Source organism: Paenibacillus sp. 7541, assembly GCF_002276395.1.
Taxonomy (GTDB): domain Bacteria; phylum Bacillota; class Bacilli; order Paenibacillales; family Paenibacillaceae; genus Paenibacillus_AQ; species Paenibacillus_AQ campinasensis.
This window is the reverse complement of record NZ_NQLZ01000015.1, coordinates 68,684-94,444: the sequence shown is the minus strand read 5'-3', so window position 1 is coordinate 94,444 and position 25,761 is coordinate 68,684. Positions and strand designations below refer to the sequence as shown.

Sequence of the window (25,761 nt, the reverse complement as noted above, 5' to 3'; positions counted from 1 at the left end):
CACAAACATAAGAAATAGAAAGAGCCCCGAAAAAATCCCGGGCTCTTTGATATTTGGCGTTTTTCGCCGCATTTTGCGGAATTTTGCCGATACCGATTATGGCGATACGTATTGAACCGTAACTTTATCCGGGCTTACCTTGAGCTCTTTCATCACGAGGGTTACAATGCCAGCAGCTCCCTTGGCATCCAGCTCGTTTGTCAGCACCACGACATTATATCTGTCATTCTCTTCTTTGACAACTGCATTTCCGAACTGTTCTTGGAGTTCTACCTCAATGCTCTCGATGACCGCTTCTCTTTCCTCGGCAGCTCGCATCTGCTCGCTGGCCTTCGCCAATTCTTCCGGCGTGCTGTCCTGATTGCCGATTCTGGCCATCAATTCATCATACAGCTTCATATTTTTTTCCGTGCGCTCCATTTTGTAAGCTTCGATTTTGGATTCGCTGGTGCCCGCCTGGGCGGCAACTTCCTCCAAAATTTCCTTCTCTGTCTTGGCTCCGGTTGTGCTGCTCGTTTCACTCGACTTGTCCTCGCCTGAAGGTTCGGTCTTCGGCTGCTCGGCTCCGGTGTTCGATTGTCCGGAATTCTGATTGCCTTCAGCAGCCGACGTATCGGCATCGGCAGCACCGGAATCCGCATCAGCCTCCCCGGTTTCCGTGCCTGTGCTTTCCGCATTCTCCGGCGCCGTTCCCGGCTCTTCGGAAGCTCCTTCTTCCACGATCTCGTTGATCACCAGCTCATCCGGATTGCCTGTACCGTCTGCGCCTTGTACGCCTGGGCCCGCTCCATCGGCCTGGGTGCTGTCCGCTACCGGCGGCGTCGTTGAGCCCGGATCATCCGTGAACAAGTAGTAGGCCGAGAGGACGACCATCAAACTGAGCATCGATACTAACCAAATGGTTTGTCTTTTGTTATTCATTATGCACGCTTCCTCCTTTAATTGAGAACCTGCGGGAACGATCGGCTCGTTCACCCTGCTACTGCTGCTTGCGAGGCACGACCGAGATGCGATAGGTTGGAACATTCAGACCTCGCTGCACCGCATCCACAATCAGTCCTTTCACCACTTCGTTCTCGGCGCCCTTGGCCACAACCAGCACGCCTCTGACCTGCGGTTTGATCCGCTTCGTCACGATCGGAGCCTGGTCTCCGGAAGTTTCGTAAGTGACGATCTGACCGTCGCGGGTGTAGCTGGTAATGTGACGTTTGCCCCCGTTCGCGTCGGTTTCCTCTGTCAGCTCCTGGGTATCCCTGATGTTTTTATGGACGACCAGCTCTTCCGTAGATTCCACCGTCACCATGACGTCGACCTCGCCGACGCCGACAATTTGCTCCAGCATCGCCTTGGTGCGCATCTCGAAGTCCTGCTCGATCGTTTCAAATTCGCCGGCCGCGTTATCCGCATCCGTTGGCACGGATGTTGTTACCGAGGCGTCCGGCGGCTCGCGGCTGACATTGTCCTGATCAATCTTCTTCACATTGATGAAGGAGCTGAACAGCATGATGGCCACGCCGACGAGCCCAAGTATGATGAGCCAGCGTAAGGTTTGAACCTTTTTAGCACCGCCCGCCCCGCCACCTAGCCACTCCTCCAACCGCTTTAGCCAGTTCCCCATCCGATTCACCTCCGTTCATAATGTCGTATCGCCTTCCACGCCAGGCAGTTCGACGGTGATTTGCTCCGGTTTCAAATCCCACTGGCTGCTGAGCAATTCGCGAACCGGCTGAACCCTTGCCTTCGCTTCTGCCGAGCTCGCCTCCTGGACGCTGCCTGACTCGTTCTCCGGATTATCCTTATTCGGGTGTGACGTTGATTGAATGTTCACATCTATAGCATCAACGGGTGTTATACCGATTGGTTTATGGGTGATCTTGGAGTCGGGCTCCGCCGGCTTCGACTGATCCGGCACGAGCTTGACACTGACCGACTGAATGACTGCTTCCGACAACTCTTCCGATTTGCCAAGCGCCAGGACAACCTGCACGCTCTGTACACGCTCCCCCGTCTCCCGGCTGATGTCTTCCTTCATCACCCGGGCCAGCTCCTCGCCTGCCCATTGCAGGCTCTGGTTCCGCTGCTGTTCCTTGAACTGCTCGGCCTGGGCCAGGATGGCGTCCAGCTGCGCCTCGTCAGCGCTCCCTCTCTCCAGCTGCCTCAGCTCTGCGGCCAGCTTATTCTCCGGCGAATCCGTCAGCAGGCTGACGATGGGTCCGAGCAGCGTCAACAGGATGAGAAAGCTGAGCACGACTCTGGCGTAGCGTTCCATCTTTTTTCCCGGCAGGATCATATCCACGAAGGCTGCAAACAGCACGATCATGATGACGCTTTTCAGCCATTGTCCCAGCCAGTCCATTCTTCGCTTCACTCCCCTTCGGGCTCAGATAAGCGGCAGCGATCCGGTTCTCCTTCAAACGGGAAGCTTCATCTGCAGCTCTACCCCTCCGCCTCACCTCATCATGACGGTGATGTTGCCTGCCGTCAGCATGATGGTGATCGCCAGAAAGAACATCATGCTCACCGCAGCCAGCGCTGCGAACACGTACAGCATCGTTTTGCCAATCGTCTGGAGGCAGGTGACAATCGGAGTGTCACCAAGCGGCTGCATGATTGCCGCGGACACATTGTAGATGAGCGCCAGTATCAATATTTTGATCGCGGGAAACGCGCACAGGAACAATATGATGATGACGCCGGCCAGACCGATCGAATTCTTCACGAGCAGCGATGCGGATATGACCGTGTCCGTTGCATCCGCGAACATCTTGCCGACGACCGGCACGAAGTTGCCGGTCACGTATTTGGCGGCCCGGATGACAACGCCGTCCGTAATCGAGCCGGATATGCCCTGCACGGAAATCACGCCGAGGAAAACGGTTAGCAGCACCCCCAGCACCCCCATACCGACACCCCGCAGCAGATTGCCAAGCTGGGTCAGCTTGTACTTATCGGACAGCGAGCTTACCAGATGCAGCATCGCCGAGAAGAACAGAAGCGGAAATACGATCGTGCTGATCAGCGTGCCCACGGTATGAACCATAAAGATGACCAGAGGATGGGCGACGGAGACGGTGACGACATTTCCCATCGAAGCCATCAGAGCGAACAGGAGCGGCAGCATCGCCAGCATGAAGTCAACCATGCTGCTGATCGCGCCCTTCGCGTAGCCGATGGCGACACTGAAGCTGTTGACCGCAAGGATCAGCACGACCATGTAGCAGATGGCGTAGGCGACGCGGCTGACCGTGTTTTTTTCAAAAGCGGATTGCAGCTGCTCCAGGATCATGCTCATGATGCTCAGCATCACGATGCTGACCAGCAGCTTGCCATTAAACAGCACCTCGTGCCACATGTACTTGCCGAGCCCGGAGAGCACCGACGTAAACGATAATCCGTCTCCTCCCGGCAGAAGCATATCCATCAGGGAGGGCGTTCTGCCCTCCGGGAAGAAGCCGCCATAATCCTTCATCAGCTGTTCCCAGTATTTCTCTACCTGCTCTGTCGGCAGCTGCTCGGTCTGCTGTCTGACCCAATCCTCCGCTGGGGAAGAGGCATGGACGGTTCCGGAAAACAGCCCCATCATCAACAACATCACGATCATCCATCCAAGAACTTGCAGCAGCCGATATGCTGAACGCGTCATGACACCCCCCACCTTCATCAGACCGGGAGCAGCTTCAGGACCGTCTCGATGATAATCCCGATTATCGGTATCGCCAGCACCAATATGAGCACTTTTCCCGCCAGTTCTATTTTCGAAGCGATGGACTCCTGGCCTGCATCCCGCACAATTTGAGCCCCCATCTCCGCGACATAAGCAATGCCTATAATTTTGAGCACGGTCTTCAAATATATCAGCTCTACCCCTGCGTTCTGAGCCATATTCTCCAGCATTCGAATGATCGAGCCGATCCGGTCTACCAGCACCAGCAGAATCATGAGCGAGGCGGCTACCGCAATCAGAAAAGCGAACAGCGGCTTTTGTTCCTTGACAACGAGTATCAGTATTGTGGCAATCAGACCAAAGCCGACCACCTGGATAATTTCCATAACTCCACCTACTGGAACAGAAAGATGCTTTTGATTTCCTTAAGCAGATCATCTAGCAGCCTGACAACCATAAACAGCACAACGACAAACCCGATAAGCGTCACCCAGTGTGCCATATCCTCTTTTCCCATCTGCTTCAGGACTGTATGAATCATGGCGATGATGATGCCGATTCCTGCAATCTGAAAAATGGCGTTCACTTCAATGTTCATTCCCTGGCACCTCGCTAAAAGATCAATATGACGATCAATGCTCCAATAAGCAGACCCAGGCTTTTGCTCATCTTTTCGTACTTGGCCTGGTCTTCCCTTGCCGCGGCCTCCTCGTGTTGTAGCTGGCCGACGGCCAGGGCTATATGCTTGATCTGGTCCTGCCTGTCACTGGTGCCAAGTACACCGCTTAACCGGTCTAACACGTCTTTCTCCGCAGTTTTCATGGAGGTTCGTCTCCAGTGCATATTCAGCGCCTTTCTGATGCTGTCCTCGGCCGAGAGTCCGTAATCGGGGCTCATATAATCCGATGCAGCGATAAACAACGTTTTCAGCGGCTCCTTGAGCCCGCCTCCAATTCGCTCCAGCGCATCCGGAAGCGGGGTGAAACCGTAGCTGATTTCGGTCTCCAGACGTTGAAGGGCCAGAATCAGTTCCCTCAGCTGCCTGGGCCTTAGCGCAAACTGATGAGCTTGATAAAAACCGGCTAAAGTTCCCGCTGCCAGCACCAGAATGGCCCCGATCAGATTAAGCATAGGCATCACCGCCCGGGGGACCTGCGCCGGCGGTTTGCAGCGTGCGCTGCCCGCCGTCGTACAGCTTGTAAGACCGTTCATGTCCCTTGCGGCATAGGACCGCATACATTTCAAACCTTCGCTGCTGCACCAGCGCCGACAGCGCAGGCCGCCCGCCAATATCCTGTATCGAGGAGCCATGTGCCGTAGCGATGACACTGATTCCGGCATGCAGCGCCTCATTGACAGCCTCGGCATCCTCCGGCCGCCCGATCTCGTCCACAATGAGCACATCCGGCGACATCGAGCGAATCATCATCATCATGCCTTCCGCCTTCGGGCATCCATCCAGCACATCGGTGCGCGGCCCGACATCGAACCCCGGCACGCCCCGCTGACAGCCGGCGATTTCGGACCGTTCATCAATAATGCCAACCTTGAGTCCGGGCCATTGAAGCTGGGCGTTCCCCCAGCTGCCATAGCTGATCTGTCTGGCCAAGTCTCGCAGCAACGTCGTCTTCCCTTGCTGGGGAGGGGAGAGAATCAAGGTGTGCATCACCCTGCCCCGTTTTCGGTCAAGCAGAAAAGGAAGAATCTCATCCGCTGCGCCCCGAATTTCCTTTGCTATCCGGACGTTGAACCCGCTGATGTCCCGTATATGCTCCACCCTGCCGCCGCTCAGCACCGTTCTGCCGACCAGCCCAACCCGGTGACCGCCGGGAATCGTAATGAAGCCTTTTCGCAGCTCCTCCTCCATCGTGTACAAGGAGTGGTTGCTGATCAGGTCCAGCAGCCGCCTTGTATCCTCCCGGGTCGGCTTGTACGCTTCGCCGGGGTGCAAGCTCAAGCCGCCGTCCCGGTCCAGAAAATGATGCCGGCCAGCGGCATTGATCTCAAGCGGACGCTCCTCGCGGATTCGAATCTCCTCAAGATGGTCCAGCATCGCCTTCGGCAGCTTCAGCAGGATGAGCCTGATGCTTTCGGGAAACAGCCCTAACCAATCCAGTGTCATATCCATTTCCCCCAACCTACCTGTCCTCATGGTAACTACCTCATATAAAAGAACTTTCTTACTCCCATGTGTATGCTTGTACCTGACTTTTATGCCGCGAATCTATCATTTTTTTAAGATCCCGTATAAGAGACAGGACACCCCGCACAATATCCAGCCAATCTTGCCCCAGGACAATTTGTCGGCCATTCCGACAAGCCCGATCGTGGTCGTCACAATCAGGATGAGCGGCCCCATAAACGCAAGCGCCGAGTTGACCGCCAAGGCCTTGTCCACTTGGTTCAACCGGAGCATAATAATGGCTGCGACAATTTCCAGGCTGCCGGAGAAAAATCGGAGCGAGGCCATGCTCGTGACAAACTTGTCCAGCATCAGTAAACCTCCTTCTGCTTGTTATGATGTTTAAAAATATGCAGCCTTCTCTCGGAATATCTCTATTTTTTTCAATATCATAGACAGAAATGGAGGGAACTTGCGGGAAGGGGCAGCGAAACTGCTGCCCTATTAGGCTCGACAATGCAGGGCGGGGCGTTCAAGATTCGAGAGATCTCCGGGATATCCTGGCTTCCCACGGCAGGTGAGTATAAAAAAAGCGAGCCGAGCAAAGGATTTCTCCTTGCTCGGCCCGCTGTTATGGTTAGAGGTGCGTATTATCGGCGTACCTGAGGCCCGCCGACAACCGCCTGCTGATCCGTGTCCAGTCCGTACGCGGTATGAAGCGCCTGAACGACATTTTGTAAATTGCCGCTCTCGATGACGCAGGACACCTTGATCTCCGACGTGCTGACCATCTTGATGCTGACGCCCTGTTTCGAGATGACATCGAACATCTGGGCGGCCACGCCCGGATGGCTGACCATGCCGGCGCCAACGATGGATACTTTCACCAAGTTATCCTCGGAGGTCACGTCACGGTACGGCAGCTGATCGCGGATTTTCTCAATGACCGCAAGCGCCCGCTCCCGATCCTCAAGCGAGACGGTGAACGCAAAATCCGCCTCTCCGTTCTGCACGCCGCTCTGCACGATGATATCCACGTCGATCCCTTCTGTGGCAAGGGCACCGAACATCTGGGCGAGCACGCCCGGAACATCGGCTACCCCCAGAATGCTGATTCTGGCGACGTTCTTATCATAGGCAATTCCACTGACTACCACACCCTGCTCCATGCTTGCTTCCTCCTTAACAACCGTTCCTTCGTTATAATTGAAGCTCGATCTGACGACCAGCTTCACCTGATTGTGCTTCGCATACTCCACCGCCCGCGGATGCAGGACCGCAGCGCCGAGATTGGCAAGCTCCAGCATCTCGTCATAGGAGATTTCATTCAGCTTTCTGGCGCATTTGACAACGCGCGGATCGGTCGAGTACACGCCGTCCACATCGGTGTAAATCTCGCAAACGTCAGCGTCAATAGCCGCCGCAAGCGCAACCGCCGTCGTATCCGAGCCGCCGCGGCCGAGCGTCGTAATTTCGCCTTCCTCGGACATGCCCTGGAAGCCGGCTACGATGACGATGTTCCCTTCATCCAGCGCTTTGAGCACGCGCTCCGGATGAATGTCGGCAATACGCGCTTTGCTGTGGACGGAATCGGTAAGGAATCCGGCCTGCCAGCCGGTATACGATAACGCCTTGCGCCCGAGGCTGTGAATCGCCATCGACAACAGGGAGATCGAAATCTGCTCCCCTGTCGTCAGCAGCATATCCATTTCCCGAGCCGGCGGATTGTCGTTTAATAGCTTCGCCTGATCGATCAAATCATCGGTTGTATCCCCCATGGCGGACACGACGACAACGCATTGGTGACCTTCATCCTGCTTCTCTACAATTCGTTTGGCGACGCGCTGCATCCGTTCCGTATCCCCTACAGAACTGCCTCCGAATTTCATGACGTACAGTGACAACGCTTCTTTCACTCCCCACATAGAATCTGTATCTGCTCACATCAGTTTCTCACTTTAAAACAGTATAATACGAAAGTGACTTGTTCCGTCAAGGTTTTTCGCATGAATGACGGCTATCTGTTATAAATTGGGCGTCCGTTCGTCCCTTGGAAAGGACGACAGCAGGACCTCCGGGAATTGCGCAAAAAACCCCTGTACACTGTACAGGAGTCTCTCACGTCATGATGCCTGGAAGCCGCCGCTTGCGGTTTCCAAGTCTTCATTATGCACGGGAGATGTACTTGCCGTCACGGGTATCAATCAGAAGCACATCGCCTTCGTTAATAAAGAGCGGAACCTGAACGTTCAGACCCGTCTCTACCTGGGCATTCTTCGTTGCTCCTGTCGCTGTGTTGCCCTTGATGCCTGGTTCGGTTTCTACAACCTTCAGTTCAACGCTGTTTGGCAGGTTGATCCCGAGGATTTCGCCTTGATAGCTGATGATATTTACATTCATATTCTCTTTCAGGAAGTTCAGTTCCCATTCCAGCTGTTCGCTGGTCAAGCTGAACTGGTCATAGGTTTCGTTATCCATGAACACATGCTCTTGTCCGCTTGCATACAGGTACTGAACGCCGCGGTTGTCGATTTGAGCGCGGCCGATCGTTTCGCCTGCGCGGAATGTTTTTTCAACGGTGTTGCCATTGCGCAGGTTTTTCAGCTTGGAGCGAACGAACGCTGCACCTTTACCCGGCTTTACATGCTGGAAATCGAGAACGGTATAGATATCGCCCTCCACTTCTACGGTTAATCCTGTTTTAAAATCGTTAACTGAAATCACTGAAGATCCCTCCTAAGGATAGTTAAATAAATAGCTGCGGTCACATCATGAAAGTACGGTGTAATCCTTGCTGGAGCTTGTCAGGATCTGTATACCCGTTTCCGTGATGACGATATCATCCTCGATCCGGACCCCGCCGAGTCCAGGGAGATAAATGCCAGGCTCTACAGTAACCACCATGCCTGGCTGCAGCACATCGTCGCTCAGCTTGGACAGCCGCGGCGACTCATGCACTTCCATGCCAAGGCCATGACCTGTGCTGTGACCGAAATACTCGCCATAGCCATAACGGTCAATGATATCGCGAGCAAGCGCGTCGGCCTCGCGTCCTGTCATGCCCGGCTTGATATGGGCCAGCGCATGCAGCTGCGCCTCCAGCACAATGTCATAAATCTCCTTTAATTTCGGATCCGGGTTGCCCAGTGCCACGGTACGTGTCAGATCCGAGCAGTATCCGTCCAGCAGCGCGCCAAAGTCGAAAGTGACAAATTCATTGCCCTGAATGACCCGTTCGCTGGCCACGCCATGAGGGAGCGCGGAGCGTTCCCCGGACGCCACGATCGTATCGAACGAAGAGGCGGTCGCGCCATGCTGACGCATGAACATTTCCATCTCCAGATCGATCTCACGCTCGGTTAAGCCCGGCTTCAGAATGCCCAGCACATGGCTGAACGTCTTATCTGCCAAATCCGCCGCCCGCTGCATCACCTGCAGTTCCTCGGCGTCCTTGAATATGCGCAGCTGTTCCACCAGGCCTGATGTAGCTACGAGCTGAATCGGATTCAGCTGCTCGGAGTATGTAGAATATACGCCGTATGTAACATGATCCTGCTCAAAGCCCAGGGAAGTGATGCCCTCCGAAGCGAGAAGCTCCTTCACCGTCTCCATCACCTTCGGTCCATGTTCAACGACCTTGAATCCTTTGGCCTGCTGGGGAGCCTGCGTCATGTAGCGGAAATCCGTAAGCAGATACGCCTCGTTCAAGGTGATGAGTACATAGCCGGCCGATCCGGTAAACCCGGACAAATAACGGCGGTTGATCGGACTTGCAACCAAGACGGCCGACAATCCATCCTGCTGCAGCTTCTCGCGAAGCTTGGTCACTCGATGATTGCTCATATCTTTTCTATCTCCTCTCTCAGATCGTATCAATAGGCCTGTTACTTGGCCTCCTGCCGATCCAGCACCTGGAGCAGCGCCGTCAGTCCGAGACTGTAGCTGTCTGCACCAAAGCCTGCAATCTGCCCTACAGCGACCGGGGCGATGACCGACTTGTGACGAAATTCCTCACGGGCGTGAATATTCGACAAATGAACTTCCACAACCGGAATTCGCGCCGAGCTGATCGCATCGCGAACCGCATAGCTGTAGTGGGTCAGCGCACCGGGGTTCAGCAATATGCCGTCGGCCTTGCCCATCGCTTCATGGATGCGGTCAATGATCGCTCCTTCATGGTTCGACTGAAAGAAGGTAATACCGATACCGGCTTGTTCCGCCTGTTTGCTCAATGACTCTTCGATCGCCTGCAGGCTGAGCGAACCGTAGATTCCCGGTTCCCGAACGCCAAGCAGGTTCAAATTCGGTCCGTTTATCACCCATATGGACTTCATAGGGTTTCCCACCTTTTCGTCAAATAACCAAAAGCTATTTTACCATAGCGGGCATCGCCTTGAGAAGTTTTTATTGTTCGGGCAGGCGGGAGCCCTCTCTAGCTGATCATCTTCTTCGGCTCTCGCAGCTTTTCATCCGTATATTCCTGAGCTGTCGTGTACCCGATAAACAGCCCCCATAGAATAAAGACGCAGAACTCCGATATATTCGAATCCCAGGTCAGCAGCTTGACCGGCCTTGTCATTTGCAGCCACGGGTTTAATACGATGAACAGCATGATCCACCAGACCGCCCCATATGCAATGCCGGGCCAAGGCCCCTTCAGCTTGCGAAACAGAAATACGTACAGCAGCGAGGCGATGACCGAAAAGGCAATGAAGCCAAGCCATCCGGCCAAATGTCCCGCTGTGCTGTTCAGGAAACGATGTTTGAAATACGGCTCCAGCAGAAATCCCGGCAGCACCTGCGTAAAGTTCAGCGTATAAAAAACCCACCGGATCGCCCCCCAGATCAGCCCGGCATAGTAGCCCAGCTCCAGCGCAAAAGCGATCGGATTCGTATGCGGATACTGCTGTCGAAACAGGCGTTCATGCATGTCGCTTCATCCTCCTCTATGCATCCGCACTCCCGGCTCCACTACCGGAAGATGCTCTTTCATGGAAATAAGCTATAGTATGCTCCGATCGCGCCCAGCCTAATCCAACTAGAAATTACTTTCAAAATTCGCTACAATAGGTTTCATAGATTGAATTTCAGGAGGGTGAGCCGGTTGTCCCAAAAATCAACCCCGGTCAGCTACGGCGGTCAGGCTGTCATCGAAGGTGTTATGTTCGGCGGCAAGCATGTCAACGTTACGGCTGTTCGGAGAAAGAACGACGAGATTAAATTTTTGGAGGTTCCTCGCGAAGACAAGGCTTGGGTCCTGAAGCTCAGAAAGATTCCGTTTCTCCGCGGTATTGTGAGTCTCATAGATTCCTCCATTAAAGGTTCCAAGCATTTGAACTACTCTGCTGATGCTTATGCTGACGATACGCTGGAGCCTGAGGAGCGTGAAAAGCAGAAAGAGAAGGAAGAATCGGGCTGGAGCCTCAGCATGATTATCGGCGTTGCCGCCGTCAGTGTGCTGTCCTTCATATTAGGCAAGCTTCTGTTCACCTTGGTCCCTGTTTTCGTAGAGGATTTTTTATTTGGCAACACATTAGACAACTACATTGTGCGTAATCTGATAGAAGGCGTCATCAAGCTGATTTTATTGCTGGCGTATCTGTGGATCATCTCGCAAACGCCTGTCATCAAGAGACTGTTCCAGTATCACGGTGCGGAGCACAAGGTCATTAGCGCATACGAAGCCGGTGAAGAGCTCACGGTGAAAAATGTGCAAAAATATACGCGCCTCCATTACCGCTGCGGCAGCAGCTTCATGATGCTGACCATCGTGCTCGGCGTGGCCGTATATTCCCTGGTTCCATGGGACAATATGACCGAACGGATTGTTCAGCGGATCGTTCTGCTTCCGGTCGTGCTTGGCGTTTCCTTCGAATTTCTCAAGCTGACCAATGCGCTCAGAGACGTCCCAGTGCTCCGCTACCTTGGATATCCCGGTCTGTGGCTTCAGCTTCTGACCACGAAAGAGCCTACCGATGACCAAGTTGAAGTATCCATCGCATCCTTTAACAGAATGCGTGAACTGGATGCTCAGTACGAGAAAGAGAACGTTACCGTTCCGCAATCTGTGACAGGGAGTGTGCTGGATCCCGCGAAAGGATGAGTAATCCATGAGAAGGCATGCCATTATTTTTTGGACTGCAATTACGCTTGCAGCGCTCGGAATTATCAGTATGTTGTTCAACCCAAGTACGAGGAACTATGTTCTGATCCCGGTCATTGTCGTCGGGGTGGTATACCTGCTCTACAAGTTTCCTCCACGAACGAAACGGCATCCGAAGGTAAAGCCATCGAAGCGTACTGCCGCCAAGCTTGCTGCCAAAAACAACGGTGTCCGGAAAAGCAGTCCGCCATCCAAACGGAAGCAATATCCGTTCCAGGTTATCGAGGGCCAGAAAGGGAAATCCGATCCGTCCGACGATCTCCCGAAATATCATTAACATATCCTGGCCCTGCAGCCGCAAGAGGTGTCCATCAAGATCCTAAGATCTTGAGGACACCTCTTTTGTTGCGTGGTCATACGATACGCTTGCCGGTTCGTTGACGCTATAGCCTTCCTTCCGCCTTCCAGCGGGAGAAAAACTGCGTCCCTGCGCGCACCCCCGATGCGTACAGGCTTTCGCTTTCCTCTTTTGTCAGATCGAATTGGGTGGTGCTGATGCCAAGCGTCGGTATTTTGATCGTCCGGCTGCGGTTCCTCTGCTCGATATAACGTTCATCATGGGCGGACAGCATCGTTTCGAACATGGCCGTCATCATGCTGAACGGGCCGTTAATGACGCGCGGCTTATTGCTGTTCTTCCCGACCATCTGAAAGCCGATCACCGGCAGCGGCTTCGGTCCGCCCAGCGAATCTTTATCAAACAGCCACAGCGGGAAATTGCTGAGCAAGCCCCCGTCAACCACGTAAACAAACTGCTCGTTGAAGGATTTGCCTTTCGCCGCCCGTCCCAGCAGCCGAAGAATCACCGGATCAAAAAAATACGGTATGCTGCAGCTCATGCGCACGGCCTTGGCGACCGGAAACGTGGACGGATTAATGCCGTAATGGCGCAAGTCATCAGGCAGCACCAGCAGTCTGCCATTCGTAATGTCCGAAGCGACAATGTACAGTTTCCCGGACGGTATATCTGAAAAGGTCAACATCCCTTTCTCCAGCAAAATGTTGCGGATCCAGCTCTCCAGCGCCTCACCGGAATACAGGCCTCTCTTGATCAGCACCCGAAGCGCCGGGCCTACGATTTTGGCATTGAAAATCGGAGCCCGCTTCAGCAAGGAATGAAAAGGCGTGCTCTCAATGATCAGCTTCATCTCATCCGCTGTATACCCTGCGGCCAGTACTGAGGCAACGATGGAGCCTGAAGACGTGCCTGCCACCCTGCTGAATTGAATCCCGGCAGTCTCTGCTGCCTTGACAGCTCCTGCAAGCGAGATTCCTTTGACTCCCCCGCCTTCAAATACAGCGTTTATTTGCATATGAAAATCCCCCGCCTCACATAGTCTATTGACTATGTATGAGAACGGGGGAGTATTCATACCTCAAGGACGTGCCGATGATCTGTAATATGATTGCAATTGATCTTTAAGTCCCAAAGAATTGCTTAGTATATTTTCTGCTCTGAAGAAGATGCTGCCTTTGATTTCACTGTATTGTTGGTTATAACGCAGCTGATTGATAATCTCTGACGCGCTTTGCCAGCCAATCTCCGAGGTGCCCAGCTTGTATGCCGCATGCCCGATCAGCAGATCGACATCGGTTCCGCTCACTTCCCTCACCCACCAGTCGACAAGCACATCGTAATCGACCGCCGGGTTGCTCATGCTCCAGTAGATCTGCGGAGCCACGTAGTCGACCCATCCGTTGCGGATCCAGGCCCGAACGTCAGCATACATGCTGTCATAGGCGGTGACGCCTGCACTGGTCTCCGATCCGCTTGCATCGGTGGACTGATTGCGCCACACGCCGAACGGACTGATGCCAAACTTCACATCCGGTTTGACATGATGGATGCTGTCCTTCAGTCCGCTTACAAACAGGTTGATGTTCCCCCGGCGCCAGTCGCCGATGTTGCGGTAAACCCCCTGATTGTAAGTCTGGTAAGCTGCCTCATCATGAAACACCGTATTCGACGGGTAGAAGTAATCATCCAGGTGAACGCCGTCGATATCATAGCGGTTGACCACTTCCATAATGACGTCAATGATATGTTGTCTTGCTGCCGGAATGCCGGGATTAATATACAGCTGATTGCCTGTATTCACAATCCACTCCGGATGTGCAACCGCGACATGCCTCGGGTCAAGCCCCGTCACATTGGCAGCCGTGTTCGCCCGGAACGGGTTGAACCAAGCGTGAAATTCCATGCCTCGCTTATGCGTCTCTTCGATCATAAAGGCCACCGGATCATAGCCCGGATCGACGCCCTGAGTGCCGCTGACCGTCTTGGACCAAGGCACCAGCGCTGACGGATACAAAGCGTCCCCTGCAGGACGAACCTGCACATAGACGGTATTGATGCCCGTGCGCTGCAGCTCGTCAATCATGCGAATATAATCCGCTTGCTGCTGCTGCACACTGCTTCCAGCCACGGGCCAATCCAGGTTGTACACCGTGGATATCCATGCGCCTCTTATTTCATCCGAAGCTGGCGCCCCGGGCTCTCCCGGTTGTCCTGGCTGTACCGGCTGTACGGGCGGGCTAACGATTCTGCTGTACAGATCGATGCGCTGAGCTGCCTGGTTCCAGGATACCCTCAAGCCGAGATTCTCACTGATGAACCGGATCGGCACCATGATTCTTCCGTTTCGGATCTCCACCGATGCGTCAAGCGGCACCGCTGCTCCGTTGACGGTAGCTGTCGTTCTGCCTGACGTTAACGTAATGACCGAGCCATCCTTGCGGATCATTGCGGTTTTCGAAGCCTGATTCCAAGTTACGCTCGCACCGATGCCTTCGCTGATTATCCGGGTCGGCACCATGGTTACATATACTTTAGGAAGTATGTAGGGGGATGTATCGCTGTTCAATCTTTGTCCATCCAGATAAATGCTAATGCCTGCTGACTGTGCTTGTGCAGTCGGAATTACAGAAGGGATACATAATAACAACATCATCAGTACCAATAACCATCTTCGAAGCCTCATGATATAAATTCCTTTCAAAACAAAATTTGCAGGTGGATGAAGAGTGCAGAGAGTGAACGAAAAGGCGCCCCCAAGGCGACCTCTCTAAGGAACCGGGCATGAGCCGCTGCATTAGAAAGCACTTTCCGTCATGTTAGGAAAAGGGCACCTGTCACAGGCGACAGATGCCACATTACGATTCGTTGACTAATTCGTTATGAATGTCACGCAATTCCTGAAGTCGATTCTCGTCACGCTTGAAATATTCGACAAGCGTTTCAATTCTCATAATGGAATCCCAGCTCAAATGATGCTCGATTCCTTCGACATCACGGTAAATATTTTCCTCCTGAACGCCGATCATCTCCAGAAATTCCTCCAGCAAATGATGCCGTTCCATAAGCCGCTTGCCCATCTTCTTACCTTTGTTCGTTAATACCAGCCCGCGGTATTTTTCATAGATCAGATATTCATCTTTATCCAGCTTTTGAATCATTTTCGTGACGGATGAGGGGTGAACCTCCAAGCCTTCGGCGATATCCGAAACGCGCGCATATCCCTTCTCGTCGATCAATTTGTAGATGCGCTCCAAATAATCCTCCATGCTAGGTGTCGGCATCCTTTTCCCTCTTTTCTATAATTACGTGACCCTTCAAAACCGTTCTACCCGCACCTGTAATGATACATGGTTTGAAGACTAGTTGGCAAGTCCCGGAACCTTTTTCTGGCTGAAAGCAAGCCCATTTCTTGTCCGAAACAACGCTGCTGCAGCGCCCGCTAAAACTTGTAAAATGCTAATGACATCAATCTGTCAAAATTTAAGCCACTCCGGCGTAATGCTCTGGAGCCAGATCGTAATCCGGAACATCTGGTTCGTGAACAGCAGCACCCCCATCACAATCATCAATGCGCCGCCGACCTTCATCAGCGTCTGGGAGTACTTCAGAATCCAGCGGGTGGATCCGATGAAAAACGCCAGGACAAAAAATGGCACGGCAAAGCCCAGCGAGTAAGCGGTAATGAGCGGGAACCACGTCCCCGGATCGGTAGCAGCAAGCGCAATAATCGCCATCAGAATCGGTCCGACGCAAGGCGACCAGCCTGCGGCAAAGCCGATCCCGAACAAAAAGGTGCCTATGTATCCTGCCGGCTTGCCTTTAAAATTGAATTTAAAATCTTTCATCAGCATCCGCGGCTGAAAAATACCTAACAGCATAAGTCCCATCAACACGATAAGCAGCGCGGAGAGCTGACGGATCAGTCCCTGGTATTCGATAAAAAATTCGCCGAACAGTCCGGCGCCCCATCCGAGGGAGTAATACACTGCCGAGAAGCCGAGGATGAACGCCAGCGTATGGGTCATCGTACGGAAGCGGACATCTTTGCGGCTTTGCTCATTCTTCAGATCATTGACGGACATCCCCGTAATGATCGACAGGTAGGAAGGGTACAGAGGCAAACAGCAGGGAGAGATAAAGGATGCGAGCCCCGCGGCAAACGCAATTCCAATATGAATATCGGCCATGACTATCAGCCCTCCTTAGGTCGTCGTAAAACCTTTTCTGCCCAGCATCGTAATGACAAGCAGTGCAATCAGCAGCAGCACAATTGTGGCGCCTGGCGCCAGATTGAACAGTCCGGCCATCATCAAGCCTCCGATGACAGCCAGCTCCGAGATGATCACCGACAAAATGATGGAGGACCGGAAGCTTCTGGCGAGCAGCAGACTGATTGCCACCGGAATCGTAAGCAGCGCGGACACAAGTAGGGCGCCGACGATTTTAATCGCTGTGCTGACAACAAGCGCGGTCAATACCGTGATCAGCATGTTCATCATCTTCACGGGCAAGCCGCTTACACTGGCGGCATCCTCCTCGAAGCTAAGCAGGAAAAACTCCTTGAACAGCAGCGCAACGACAGCAATGACAACCACGGTTACGCCGGCTACCATATAGATATCGGTTGTGTCCAGCGTGTAGATGCTGCCGAACAGATAACTCATGACATCGGTGTTGTACCCCATTCCCAGCGTGAAGAAGAGGGAGGCCAGCGCCACACCGCCGGACATGATGATGGCTATCGACAGCTCGGCATAGCTTTTGTAAGCCTTGCGGAGCTTCTCGATCGCAAAGGACGCAAGCACCGCAAACACGAGGCCGGCTGCGATCGGGTATACCTCAATCAGAAAGCCGAGCGCCACGCCCGCGATGGTCACATGGGACAGCGTATCGCCGATCATGGACAGCCGGCGCAGCACGAGAAACATCCCGATGAGCGGTGCCGTAATGCCGATCAACACGCCGCCGACAAGCGCCCGCTGAAAAAAATCGCTAAACAATATATCAAGCAATGATAACGTCTCCTTCACCTACGATGTTCAATCAAACGAGAGAATGCTGAAGATCCTCTTCCGCACAGTTCTCTATTTCATGCGAGTGCCGGACAAAGAACTGGATTTTGCCGTTCTGCGAGACCGGGGATTCTCCCAAATAATCCTTCACCATATCCAGATCATGGGTCACCATCAGGAACGTCATGTGATGGCGGGCGTGCATATGGGTAATCAGATCAAAAAAACCTGCCTGCGTCTCCGCATCGATCCCGATCGTCGGTTCGTCCAGAATGAGCAAATCCGGCCGGTTGATCAGCGCCCGGGCCAGAAAGACCCGCTGCTGCTGTCCGCCGGACAACGCACCGATCCGCTTGTCCGCAATATCCTGAATACGCATCACCTCAAGCGCATCATCACATTTCTGCTGGTCCTGACGGGACAGGCGCTTGAACAGGCTTTTGCGATTGTAGAGGCCGGACATCACCACCTCCCGCACCGTGGCAGGGAACAAGGGGTTAAATGCGTTTTTTTGCGGAACATAGCCGATGCGCTCCCAGTCCTTGAATTTGCGGATCGGTGTGCCGAACAGCTCAATCGCCCCTTCTGCAGCAGGCAGCAGCCCGACAATCATGCGCAGCAGCGTCGTTTTTCCCGCGCCGTTCGAGCCGACGATCCCGACAAAATCCCGCTCCTTGACCGAGAAGTTCAGATCGCGGATGACCTGCTGGTCTCTATAGCTGAAAGAAACCTTGTTTAATTGTATGATGGATTGATGGCAATCCTGTACTTCCGGCTCCATAAATCTGGCCGCCTTTCTATGGATAAAATCGAATATTCGAATGCATGTCTTAAAAAAAGTGTAAGATGGGGATTAGAATCCCCATCTTATTTATTGTAAAGCCTTCTTCAGATTTTGCAAATTTTTCTCCATCAGTGTGAAGTAGTTTTCCCCGCGCTCCGCCTGCTCTTTCGTCAGGCCTTCCACCGGGTTCAGCACCAGCGTGTCGACGCCGGCTTCAGAAGCAAGCATTTTGGCAATCTTGTCAGACACCAGTTCCTCAAAGAACACGTACCGAATTTGGTTGTCTCTGACGATGTTCGCAAGCTTGACAATATCCTGCGCTCTTGGCTCCGCATCTGGTGACAAGCCCATGATCGCATGCTGTGTCAGTCCGTAGTCGCGAGCCAAATATCCGAAGGCCTGGTGTGAAACGACGATATCTTTTTTCGGCAAGGCAGACAGCTCGGTCTCAAAATCTTGATCCAGCTTGATCAGCTTCTGCTGGAGCGCTTCAAATCGCTGCTCATAGCCTTCCTTGTTCGCAGGGTCCACCTCGATCAGACTGTTCTTGATGTTCTCAGCCATAATGAGCGCCGATTTCGGGCTTACCCAAGTGTGGGGGTCGGTGTGATGGCTGTGATTGTGACCGTCGCCGGATGTGTCTGCGCCTGTGTCTTCTTCAGCTGCGTGATCCGCTTCCGCCTCATGACTGTGATCATCCCCGGCATGTTCTTCTTCATGAGCGTGGTCATGACCTTCATGCTCATGATCATGCTCATCTTCATGGGCATGATCGCCAGTCTCGTGCTGGTGATCGTCATGAGCATGGTCATCATGAGCGTGGTTATCTTCCTCATGTCCCGGATCCTCTACGGCTCCGCCATGATTATGACCGTCGTCTCCCTCGGCGTTAATCAATTGGATCCCTTGGCTGACTTCAACCGCCTTCACCTCGGAATCCTTGTTCAGCCCTTTCAGGAACCCTGGAACCCAGCCCTCCAGCCCGGCTCCATTGTACAGGAACAGCTGCGCTTTGGACGTGTTCAGGATGTCCTGACTCTTCGGCGTCCAATCATGGGGCTCCACTCCCGTAGGCAGCAAACTGATTACATTCGCATCTTCGCCGCCGATTTCCTTGGCAAACTCATATATCGGATAAAATGTTGTAATCACGTTGACTTTGCCTTCCACAATGCCTCCCGAGCTGTTTCCACAGCCGGTGATCGCGAGGATAATCGTCAGCAGGATGGCTGACATCCATGTTGCTTTTTTCTGTCTCTTCATAACTCAAACTCCGCTCCCATCAACTAATCGTAATGATTACTATCAAGATTATAAGAGCAAACATGAGCCAAGTCAACATAAATCGTAACGGTTACTATTAATGCTCATTCATAGCCAGAGCTGCCTCCGGCAAAAAAAGCGGAATGCCTTGGCCAAGGCATTCCGCTTCCATATAAGGCTTCACGATGAGCCGTTTATTTAACAACCGCGCCATTAGGCATGCTGTCCGGCACCGTAGCCAGCGTCAGCTGTTCTCCTTCGGAGGCCGCCAGAATCATGCCCTGAGACAGCTCTCCTCTCAGCTTGACCGGCTTCAGGTTCGTCACACAGATCACCTTGCGACCGACCAGCTCCTCCGGCTTGTAAAATTTCGCGATGCCGGATACCACCTGGCGCTGCTCAAAGCCGAGATCCAGCTGCAGCTTGAGCAGTTTATCCGCCTTCTTCACCGGCTCACAGGCGATAACCTGGGCGACACGCAGCTCCACCTTCGCAAAATCCTCGATGCCGATCTCCTCTTTAAGCTCCACTGGCTCCGCTGCTGTTTCACTGCCAGCAGCCGGATTCTTGCCGCCTTCACCTTCGGATGCAGAAGCTGCCGCCCCGCCGGTCATGGCGCTGGCAATGTAGGCCACTTCGACTTCCGGGTCAAGGCGCGGGAAGATTGGATCTCCCTTGTGCAGCTTAGTGCCGCCCGGAATAGCCCCCAATGTGCGGCCGCTGTCCCATGCGGTCCGCTCGCCTTCCTCGATGCCGAGCTGCGCCCAAATTTTGCGAGGGGTGCGGGTCAGGAACGGCTGCAGCAGAATCGAGGCAATCCGCAGCGACTCCACCAGATGGCTCATGACAGAAGCCAGCTCCTCGCGCTTGCTCTCATCCTTCGCCAAGGTCCAAGGCTGTGTCTCATCAATATACTTGTTGCTGCGGCTCACGAATTGGCTGATCGCCGTCAAGGCCACGGAGAACTCCATATTCTCCATAGCGGCTTCCACTTTGTCATAGACAGCCTGCGCCGCTTCTTCCAGCGACGCATCAAACGCCGTAACTCCCGCGCGGAAAGCCGGAACCTCTCCGCCGAAATATTTATCTACCATAGCGACTGTACGATTCAGCAGGTTGCCCAGATCGTTGGCCAGATCGGAATTCACGCGCTCTACAAAGCTTTCCGGCGTAAACGTGCCGTCCGCCCCGAATGGAACCTCGCGCAGCAAGTAATAGCGCAGCGCATCGAGGCCATAACGGTCGATCATCGTGACCGGATCAACGACATTGCCTTTAGACTTGGACATTTTGCCATCCTTCATCAGCAGCCAGCCGTGTGCGAACACCTTCTTCGGCAGCGGCATATCCAGCGCCATCAAGATGATTGGCCAGTAAATCGTATGGAAACGGACGATCTCCTTGCTCATCAGATGAACATCCGCCGGCCAGTACCGCTCATACAGCGAGCTGTCCTCTGAACCGTAGCCAAGCGCCGTCACATAGTTCAGCAATGCATCGATCCATACATAGATCACATGCTTCGGATCACTCTTGACCTTGACGCCCCATTCATAGGTTGTACGGGAAAACGAGAGATCCTCCAGCCCCGGCTTGATGAAGTTGTTGATCATTTCATTCTTGCGGGAAATCGGCTGAATGAAGTCCGGATTCTCTTCATAATATTGCAGCAGACGATCGACATATTTGCTCATCCGGAAGAAATAGCTTTCTTCCTTGACCAGTTCTACTGGGCGGCCGCAGTCCGGGCATTTGCCGTCCACAAGCTGCCGCTCCATAAAGAACGATTCACACGGGGTACAATACCAGCCTTCATATTCGCCTTTATAAATGTCGCCCTGCTTCAGAAGCCGCTCGAACACGTCCTGTACGACGCTCGTATGACGCTTCTCCGTCGTCCGAATAAAGTCTTCATTCGAAATATCCAGCTTCTTCCACAGCTCCTTGATGCCAGCCACGATGTCATCCACGAACTGCTGCGGTGTCTTGCCAGCCTCTTGCGCTTTGCGCTCGATCTTCTGTCCATGCTCATCCGTCCCCGTCAGATAACGGACGTCATAGCCGCGCAGACGCTTGTACCGGGCAATCGCATCCCCCGCCACCGTTGTGTAAGCATGCCCGATATGGAGCTTGTCACTCGGATAATAGATCGGCGTCGTAATATAAAACGTCTTCTTGTCTGTCACTTGGCACCATCCCTTTGCGCTGAATTGAATTGATTGTGAAATTTGACCTGCTTGCTGCAGAACAGCAAAAAACTCCCGCCCCCTATGGGACGAGAGTTGATCTCACGTGTTACCACCCAATTTCCCTGCGTCCTTGACAGACCGCAGGCTCATCAGCCGCGCATAACGGCTGTCCATTAACGCTGGATCACGCCGCTCCTTTACGGCAGCTTCAGGCAGATGCTGCAAGCGCTCAAAAGCGGATCCTCCAAGACCATTTTCCGAAATCAGCCAAGACCGGTTTGCAGCTTCCCCGGCTCTCTGTACAAGGCTTGTCGTTTCGTACTTATCTCTTCCTCGGATATCGATATTTTTATTATATTTATTTTATTAAAGCTCTATCCACGATGTCAAGCGATGCCGTACTATTCCGCTTCCACCCGTGTTTTCTGGCCGCCGGGCGGTGGAACCAGGTCGATTCCGCCCGGATGGAATGGATGGCATTTGGCGATTCGCTTGGCCGCCAGCCAGGAGCCCTTCAGCGCTCCGTGCACCTCAATGGCTTCCAGCGCATAGGCCGAACAGGTCGGGTAAAATCTGCAGGTCGCCGGTTTGAGCGGCGAAATGTATTTCCGGTATACATGGATTGGAACTTGAACCACCCTGCGCGCCGCCTTCATCCCCGCTCATCCCGTCTGGCCGCGCCGACGCCTGACATCGGCTTGCCCCCCTCTTCCTGTCCGCATTCGCGGCAGTAGCCAAACACCTCGAATTTATGCTGTACAACCTGGAAATCATCCGGAGCGTCTGTCAGCTGCATCGGACAGAACGTAATCGGATACGTCTTCTGACATTGCAGGCAGATCATGTGATGATGGTGATGATCTTCGCTGCAGCGACCTCTGAACTTGACCCCTTCTTCGAAGACGACTTGCTCCAGAACTCCCAGATCGTTCAAAACGCGCAAATTGCGATAGACGGTATCAAAGCTGAGCCCGCTGTACTTCTGCCCCATATATTCATATACATCCTTGGCCGTCAAATATCCCGAATGTTCGCCAAACAGCTTGGCGAGCGTCTTCCGCTGATCGGTAATGCGCAGCCCGTGTTCCGACATGGCTTCGATGATCTGATCTGTCGTAAGCATACGCGGCTGACCTCCATTTCTGTCGATGCTCGTTCTTTCAGACTATTATCAATTTCGGTACCGGCCTCTTCCGATTTTTAAAGCAACCCGTCTACCAAATCGGCATGAACGCTCAATTACAAGTAGAAAGCCGCACCAAAAGACGTGCACAATTCTCCCTTAATAATGCCTGAAAATGATAGTATCGTCAATGAACGGCCTTATTGCCTGATGGCCGGGCATCTCGAAAATACGAAAACACCCCCCGTTCTGTAACGGAGGGTGCGGAATTCTATCCTAGGATAAAGGTAAAAGGGCATGCGTACAGTTCTTATCACCGCAGGCGGCTCATACCTACCAGCGCTTACTTGCTTTCCGGAAGCGGCTGGAGCAGCAGATTGACCGGCAAGCTGCTGCCTGGGGCAGCAGTGAACAGAATCTCTACGCTCCGCTCATAATCCCCTGTGCGATAGAGCACGGTTGCTTCATGCGGTGCGGCTACCGCCCCGCTGTTCGGCACGTTGATAATGTTGCCGTTGACCATCACTGCGCCCATGTATCTGCCTCCACGCGGATTCAGCGTGATCAGCGTGTTCGGGGCGACGCGATGGAGCTTGATTTTGTACAGCACACCAAAGTTGCCGGAATTGGACTGCGGAACGCCAGTGATGCCATCAAAGCCTTCCAGGTTCGGATCATTAACGCGATCGCCGATCGCAATTCTGGCCGGCGTATCGCCCACCCGTTCATAAGTCTCAATGATGCGCGTTGCATCCGCATAGGTTCCTCTGTTATGCACGCCGTCAACCGGCTGCAAAATGAGATGAGGCAGCTTCTGGATCGGGTCCTTCGCCTCATCGATCATAATGACATCGTAACGGATCGGCGAGTCGGTATACAGATCGGCAAACATGGAGACCACATGTCCGTTCGCAAGCGACTGTCTGCTCAAATCATCCAGGATAACTCTGCTCTCACCCGGCGCCAGCGAGATGGTCTTGAAGCTGTCCGCGGACTGCATCGACTCGAGATAGCGCTGAACGGATGCCCGCCCAGTAGCCGTCGGAATATCAATCGGACCGCCCATGCCGGTGTATTGGGTAGTGATCCGTGCTGGGGTGTTGTTGATGTTGGTGGCCACCACGTACATTTTCATTCGCTTGCCTGTAGCGTTCAAATGGTGGATCATGAACCGCGTGTTGCCAACGCCAACCTCACGGTACACGATACCCTCCCGGTACACCGTTTCAGGCGAATTGCTTCGGATCAGAAGCGCAGGCTCCGATCTTCGGGTAATCGGCACGAGATTCATCGACGGAACCTCCAGCCCGTTGAATGTGAACTTGTCCCCGATTTCGGTAAACATATGATTGAATTCATCGCGGGTGTACATCACCTCGCTGGAGACCTGAATAACCTGCTGATAGCTGGAGGTCGCTCCATGGCTGTCGGTGACGACAAGCGTTACCGTATGACGTCCAGCCGTAAAGAAGGCTGGTTCGTTATTCTCCCAGCGGTAGGTGATCTCATCGCCAGGATCGCGGTCATAGCTTTGATTGATGTACGTAATTTTCTCGCCGATTTTATACTCTTTCTTGTCTGTCATAAACATGGCGACAGGCGGTGTATTCGGCGCCTTGACTTCAATGTTCACATAGTACGGATCGCTCCACTGTCCGCTCGAATCCTGAACGGAATAGGAAACGGTATGCAGGCCCGGTTCATGAAACAGGTCCTGACGTCCTTCCCAGCGCTCATCCACGATATCCAAGCCGACTGGAGAGTGTGCGCTAGTGGAATACCGCACCCGGGTCTGTCCGGCAAAAATCCCGCCCGGCTGAACCGTAAAGGAGGCGATCGGCTTGGTAGAAACGTTGAGAATGACCCGTTTGTTCGGCTGATCCACCCGATACGGAATGTCCAGCGCTTGCGTGATGGAGGTCAGCGGCACCATGAACACATTGTTCGATTGGTATGCTGCGCCTTTCATCGTTCTTTGCTGACCATTGACGGTGTACACATTGCTGTTCGTTTTAAAGCGCAGCACGTCATTGCCGCGTGTAATGATCGTTTCCTTCGTGGTGTTGTCGTAGGTTAGCCGCAAGCCAACCCGGTCCACCAGCGCCCGAATCGCCACGTAGGACACGCCGTTTGTGACTGCCATCGGTTGACCGGCGGTGTATTCCCGGCCGTTTTGCACCATTCTGGCACTGTTCATATACAGAACCAAATCATGCGGTCCAACGCCCGGAATATTCGGCGTTCCGGTTCCCGGGTTGGCCGTGCCTCCCCCAGGCTGTCCACTGCCGCTTTCCATTCGCGCAAGGTCCAGAATGACCCGCTTGCCCGGCTGATCAACGGAGTACGGAATGCCAAGTGCCTGCGTAATCGCCGTCAGCGGCACCATGAACACATTGTTCGACATATAGGCTGTGCCCCTCATCGCACGGGTCTCGCCGTTCACTTTATAGTTGCTGCTTCCGTTCGTGAAGCGAAGCTCATTGCCATTTTTCAGAATGATTGTTTCTTTCGTCTGGTTATCATACCTTAACGTCAATCCGGCCCGTTCTACCATCGCGCGGATCGCTACATAGGATACGCCGTTCTTCACTGCCATCGGCTGGCCGGCCGTAAACTTCTCACCATTGTGGTACATGACGTCGCTGTTCATCAGCAGCACCAGGCTATTAGGGGCAGACGCTGCCGCTAAACCGCTTGCAGAGCTTGTGGCCACTGCCTGAGAATTCGCCGCGGTCCCTTCCGTTTGACCGGACTCCGTTGCAGGCTCTCCTTCGCTTGGCTCCGAGGTGATCGACTCCTGCTCCGTAGCGTCCGAATGGCTCACAGATGCTTCATCCGTTTCTCCGCCGGACAGATCGCCATCGTGTGACACAACTTCTGCTCCATCGACAGCCGTGAACCCTTCACTGGCCGGGGACTCCATATCTGCTGACACACCATCCGCAAGGCCGGACTCCCCGGTCAAGCTGCTCGGATCTTCTTCAAGAGATGAAGGCACGGTATTGCTTGATGATACCGTCGTTGTTGTCCAATCCTGTGATTCTGCTACTACGGGTACAGTGCTCATGACCTGGGCCGCAGCAAGCACGGTAATCATCGTAAATCTTCTAAAATTCATCATTTGCTCCTTTATTGCACGTTAT

The 25,761-nt window shown here is 53.5% G+C and carries 27 protein-coding genes; 2 read left to right on the top strand and 25 right to left on the bottom strand.

Annotated elements, in window-relative coordinates; genetic code table 11:
- Positions 1-96: 96 nt before the first annotated feature.
- The 14 genes from CHH75_RS09545 to CHH75_RS09480 all read right to left on the bottom strand — a co-directional run bounded on the left by CHH75_RS09545 (position 97) and on the right by CHH75_RS09480 (position 10,716).
- Entirely contained in the window at positions 97-921 is an 825-nt protein-coding gene (locus CHH75_RS09545; RefSeq protein ID WP_095398038.1) for a SpoIIIAH-like family protein, read from the bottom strand.
- 58 nt (positions 922-979) lie between these two features.
- A complete protein-coding gene (gene spoIIIAG, locus CHH75_RS09540; RefSeq protein WP_095263403.1) occupies positions 980-1,618 on the bottom strand; it encodes a stage III sporulation protein AG in 639 nt (212 codons plus the stop codon).
- A 15-nt stretch (positions 1,619-1,633) separates the two neighbouring features.
- Positions 1,634-2,356, bottom strand: a complete 723-nt coding sequence (spoIIIAF, locus tag CHH75_RS09535; protein WP_095263402.1) for a stage III sporulation protein AF — start codon at positions 2,354-2,356, stop codon at positions 1,634-1,636.
- A gap of 93 nt (positions 2,357-2,449) precedes the next feature.
- A complete protein-coding gene (gene spoIIIAE / locus CHH75_RS09530; protein ID WP_413773585.1) occupies positions 2,450-3,592 on the bottom strand; it encodes a stage III sporulation protein AE in 1,143 nt (380 codons plus the stop codon).
- A 68-nt stretch (positions 3,593-3,660) separates the two neighbouring features.
- Positions 3,661-4,050, bottom strand: coding sequence for a stage III sporulation protein AD (gene spoIIIAD, locus CHH75_RS09525; RefSeq protein ID WP_095263401.1), 390 nt, complete (start codon positions 4,048-4,050; stop codon positions 3,661-3,663).
- Positions 4,051-4,058: 8 nt separating this feature from the next.
- Entirely contained in the window at positions 4,059-4,262 is a 204-nt protein-coding gene (gene spoIIIAC / locus CHH75_RS09520) for a stage III sporulation protein AC (protein WP_007129715.1), read from the bottom strand.
- Positions 4,263-4,276: 14 nt separating this feature from the next.
- Entirely contained in the window at positions 4,277-4,795 is a 519-nt protein-coding gene (gene spoIIIAB / locus CHH75_RS09515) for a stage III sporulation protein SpoIIIAB (RefSeq protein WP_095263400.1), read from the bottom strand.
- A complete protein-coding gene (spoIIIAA, locus tag CHH75_RS09510) occupies positions 4,788-5,786 on the bottom strand; it encodes a stage III sporulation protein AA (RefSeq protein WP_095263429.1) in 999 nt (332 codons plus the stop codon). Before spoIIIAA ends, spoIIIAB begins: the two co-directional genes overlap by 8 nt.
- Positions 5,787-5,891: 105 nt before the next feature.
- Positions 5,892-6,158 (bottom strand): YqhV family protein, encoded by a 267-nt coding sequence (locus CHH75_RS09505; protein WP_095263399.1) that lies wholly within the window; start codon positions 6,156-6,158, stop codon positions 5,892-5,894.
- A gap of 278 nt (positions 6,159-6,436) precedes the next feature.
- Complete coding sequence (locus CHH75_RS09500) at positions 6,437-7,690, bottom strand: aspartate kinase (protein ID WP_095398037.1); 1,254 nt, start codon at positions 7,688-7,690, stop codon at positions 6,437-6,439.
- Between the two features lie 262 nt (positions 7,691-7,952).
- Positions 7,953-8,510 carry an elongation factor P gene (efp, locus tag CHH75_RS09495; protein ID WP_095263398.1) on the bottom strand — a complete coding sequence of 186 codons (558 nt, stop codon included), beginning with the start codon at positions 8,508-8,510 and terminating at the stop codon, positions 7,953-7,955.
- A gap of 45 nt (positions 8,511-8,555) precedes the next feature.
- On the bottom strand, positions 8,556-9,629 hold the full coding sequence (locus CHH75_RS09490) for a M24 family metallopeptidase (protein ID WP_095263397.1): 1,074 nt from the start codon (positions 9,627-9,629) through the stop codon (positions 8,556-8,558).
- Between the two features lie 41 nt (positions 9,630-9,670).
- Positions 9,671-10,120, bottom strand: a complete 450-nt coding sequence (gene aroQ, locus CHH75_RS09485; RefSeq protein ID WP_095263396.1) for a type II 3-dehydroquinate dehydratase — start codon at positions 10,118-10,120, stop codon at positions 9,671-9,673.
- Positions 10,121-10,218: 98 nt separating this feature from the next.
- Complete coding sequence (locus tag CHH75_RS09480) at positions 10,219-10,716, bottom strand: YqhR family membrane protein (protein WP_095263395.1); 498 nt, start codon at positions 10,714-10,716, stop codon at positions 10,219-10,221.
- Between the two features lie 174 nt (positions 10,717-10,890).
- On the opposite strand from CHH75_RS09480, the gene CHH75_RS09475 reads away from it, so the two are divergent.
- On the top strand, positions 10,891-11,889 hold the full coding sequence (locus CHH75_RS09475; protein ID WP_095263394.1) for a DUF1385 domain-containing protein: 999 nt from the start codon (positions 10,891-10,893) through the stop codon (positions 11,887-11,889).
- A gap of 7 nt (positions 11,890-11,896) precedes the next feature.
- Complete coding sequence (locus CHH75_RS09470; protein WP_095263393.1) at positions 11,897-12,226, top strand: hypothetical protein; 330 nt, start codon at positions 11,897-11,899, stop codon at positions 12,224-12,226.
- A 106-nt stretch (positions 12,227-12,332) separates the two neighbouring features.
- On the opposite strand, the gene CHH75_RS09465 is transcribed toward CHH75_RS09470, so the two are convergent.
- From CHH75_RS09465 to CHH75_RS09415, 11 genes are all read right to left on the bottom strand, one after another.
- Entirely contained in the window at positions 12,333-13,262 is a 930-nt protein-coding gene (locus CHH75_RS09465) for a patatin-like phospholipase family protein (RefSeq protein ID WP_095263392.1), read from the bottom strand.
- Between the two features lie 63 nt (positions 13,263-13,325).
- On the bottom strand, positions 13,326-14,930 hold the full coding sequence (locus CHH75_RS09460) for a family 10 glycosylhydrolase (RefSeq protein WP_095398036.1): 1,605 nt from the start codon (positions 14,928-14,930) through the stop codon (positions 13,326-13,328).
- Positions 14,931-15,102: 172 nt separating this feature from the next.
- Positions 15,103-15,528 carry a transcriptional regulator MntR gene (gene mntR, locus CHH75_RS09455; protein WP_095263390.1) on the bottom strand — a complete coding sequence of 142 codons (426 nt, stop codon included), beginning with the start codon at positions 15,526-15,528 and terminating at the stop codon, positions 15,103-15,105.
- Positions 15,529-15,720: 192 nt separating this feature from the next.
- Positions 15,721-16,434, bottom strand: coding sequence for a cytochrome c biogenesis CcdA family protein (locus CHH75_RS09450; RefSeq protein WP_095263389.1), 714 nt, complete (start codon positions 16,432-16,434; stop codon positions 15,721-15,723).
- 15 nt (positions 16,435-16,449) lie between these two features.
- Positions 16,450-17,259: a metal ABC transporter permease gene (locus CHH75_RS09445; RefSeq protein WP_095263388.1), complete on the bottom strand. Its 810-nt coding sequence runs from the start codon at positions 17,257-17,259 to the stop codon at positions 16,450-16,452.
- 31 nt (positions 17,260-17,290) lie between these two features.
- Positions 17,291-18,040, bottom strand: a complete 750-nt coding sequence (locus CHH75_RS09440; protein ID WP_095263387.1) for a metal ABC transporter ATP-binding protein — start codon at positions 18,038-18,040, stop codon at positions 17,291-17,293.
- Between the two features lie 90 nt (positions 18,041-18,130).
- Complete coding sequence (locus CHH75_RS09435) at positions 18,131-19,306, bottom strand: metal ABC transporter solute-binding protein, Zn/Mn family (RefSeq protein WP_095263386.1); 1,176 nt, start codon at positions 19,304-19,306, stop codon at positions 18,131-18,133.
- Between the two features lie 194 nt (positions 19,307-19,500).
- Positions 19,501-21,492: a methionine--tRNA ligase gene (metG, locus tag CHH75_RS09430; RefSeq protein ID WP_095263385.1), complete on the bottom strand. Its 1,992-nt coding sequence runs from the start codon at positions 21,490-21,492 to the stop codon at positions 19,501-19,503.
- A gap of 404 nt (positions 21,493-21,896) precedes the next feature.
- A complete protein-coding gene (gene yidD, locus CHH75_RS09425) occupies positions 21,897-22,151 on the bottom strand; it encodes a membrane protein insertion efficiency factor YidD (RefSeq protein ID WP_095263384.1) in 255 nt (84 codons plus the stop codon).
- Entirely contained in the window at positions 22,148-22,618 is a 471-nt protein-coding gene (locus CHH75_RS09420; protein ID WP_095263383.1) for a Fur family transcriptional regulator, read from the bottom strand. The genes yidD and CHH75_RS09420 overlap by 4 nt, the downstream gene beginning before the upstream one ends.
- A gap of 343 nt (positions 22,619-22,961) precedes the next feature.
- Positions 22,962-25,736, bottom strand: coding sequence for a stalk domain-containing protein (locus CHH75_RS09415; RefSeq protein ID WP_095398035.1), 2,775 nt, complete (start codon positions 25,734-25,736; stop codon positions 22,962-22,964).
- Between the last annotated feature and the right edge of the window lie 25 nt (positions 25,737-25,761).

What these genes read in the sequence shown, in the direction of transcription:
- CHH75_RS09415 (WP_095398035.1), bottom strand. Translation starts at nt 25,736, where the DNA reads ATGAATTTTAGAAGATTTACGATGATTACCGTGCTTGCTGCGGCCCAG.
- CHH75_RS09440 (WP_095263387.1), bottom strand. Translation starts at nt 18,040, where the DNA reads ATGGAGCCGGAAGTACAGGATTGCCATCAATCCATCATACAATTAAAC.
- spoIIIAF (WP_095263402.1), bottom strand. Translation starts at nt 2,356, where the DNA reads ATGGACTGGCTGGGACAATGGCTGAAAAGCGTCATCATGATCGTGCTG.
- CHH75_RS09480 (WP_095263395.1), bottom strand. Translation starts at nt 10,716, where the DNA reads ATGCATGAACGCCTGTTTCGACAGCAGTATCCGCATACGAATCCGATC.
- CHH75_RS09465 (WP_095263392.1), bottom strand. Translation starts at nt 13,262, where the DNA reads ATGCAAATAAACGCTGTATTTGAAGGCGGGGGAGTCAAAGGAATCTCG.
- spoIIIAE (WP_413773585.1), bottom strand. Translation starts at nt 3,592, where the DNA reads ATGTTGTTGATGATGGGGCTGTTTTCCGGAACCGTCCATGCCTCTTCC.
- spoIIIAD (WP_095263401.1), bottom strand. Translation starts at nt 4,050, where the DNA reads ATGGAAATTATCCAGGTGGTCGGCTTTGGTCTGATTGCCACAATACTG.
- CHH75_RS09470 (WP_095263393.1), top strand. Translation starts at nt 11,897, where the DNA reads ATGAGAAGGCATGCCATTATTTTTTGGACTGCAATTACGCTTGCAGCG.
- CHH75_RS09420 (WP_095263383.1), bottom strand. Translation starts at nt 22,618, where the DNA reads ATGCTTACGACAGATCAGATCATCGAAGCCATGTCGGAACACGGGCTG.
- spoIIIAA (WP_095263429.1), bottom strand. Translation starts at nt 5,786, where the DNA reads ATGACACTGGATTGGTTAGGGCTGTTTCCCGAAAGCATCAGGCTCATC.
- spoIIIAG (WP_095263403.1), bottom strand. Translation starts at nt 1,618, where the DNA reads ATGGGGAACTGGCTAAAGCGGTTGGAGGAGTGGCTAGGTGGCGGGGCG.
- aroQ (WP_095263396.1), bottom strand. Translation starts at nt 10,120, where the DNA reads ATGAAGTCCATATGGGTGATAAACGGACCGAATTTGAACCTGCTTGGC.
- yidD (WP_095263384.1), bottom strand. Translation starts at nt 22,151, where the DNA reads ATGAAGGCGGCGCGCAGGGTGGTTCAAGTTCCAATCCATGTATACCGG.
- CHH75_RS09490 (WP_095263397.1), bottom strand. Translation starts at nt 9,629, where the DNA reads ATGAGCAATCATCGAGTGACCAAGCTTCGCGAGAAGCTGCAGCAGGAT.
- CHH75_RS09435 (WP_095263386.1), bottom strand. Translation starts at nt 19,306, where the DNA reads ATGAAGAGACAGAAAAAAGCAACATGGATGTCAGCCATCCTGCTGACG.
- CHH75_RS09460 (WP_095398036.1), bottom strand. Translation starts at nt 14,930, where the DNA reads ATGAGGCTTCGAAGATGGTTATTGGTACTGATGATGTTGTTATTATGT.
- CHH75_RS09505 (WP_095263399.1), bottom strand. Translation starts at nt 6,158, where the DNA reads ATGCTGGACAAGTTTGTCACGAGCATGGCCTCGCTCCGATTTTTCTCC.
- mntR (WP_095263390.1), bottom strand. Translation starts at nt 15,528, where the DNA reads ATGCCGACACCTAGCATGGAGGATTATTTGGAGCGCATCTACAAATTG.
- CHH75_RS09545 (WP_095398038.1), bottom strand. Translation starts at nt 921, where the DNA reads ATGAATAACAAAAGACAAACCATTTGGTTAGTATCGATGCTCAGTTTG.
- spoIIIAB (WP_095263400.1), bottom strand. Translation starts at nt 4,795, where the DNA reads ATGCTTAATCTGATCGGGGCCATTCTGGTGCTGGCAGCGGGAACTTTA.
- spoIIIAC (WP_007129715.1), bottom strand. Translation starts at nt 4,262, where the DNA reads ATGAACATTGAAGTGAACGCCATTTTTCAGATTGCAGGAATCGGCATC.
- CHH75_RS09450 (WP_095263389.1), bottom strand. Translation starts at nt 16,434, where the DNA reads ATGGCCGATATTCATATTGGAATTGCGTTTGCCGCGGGGCTCGCATCC.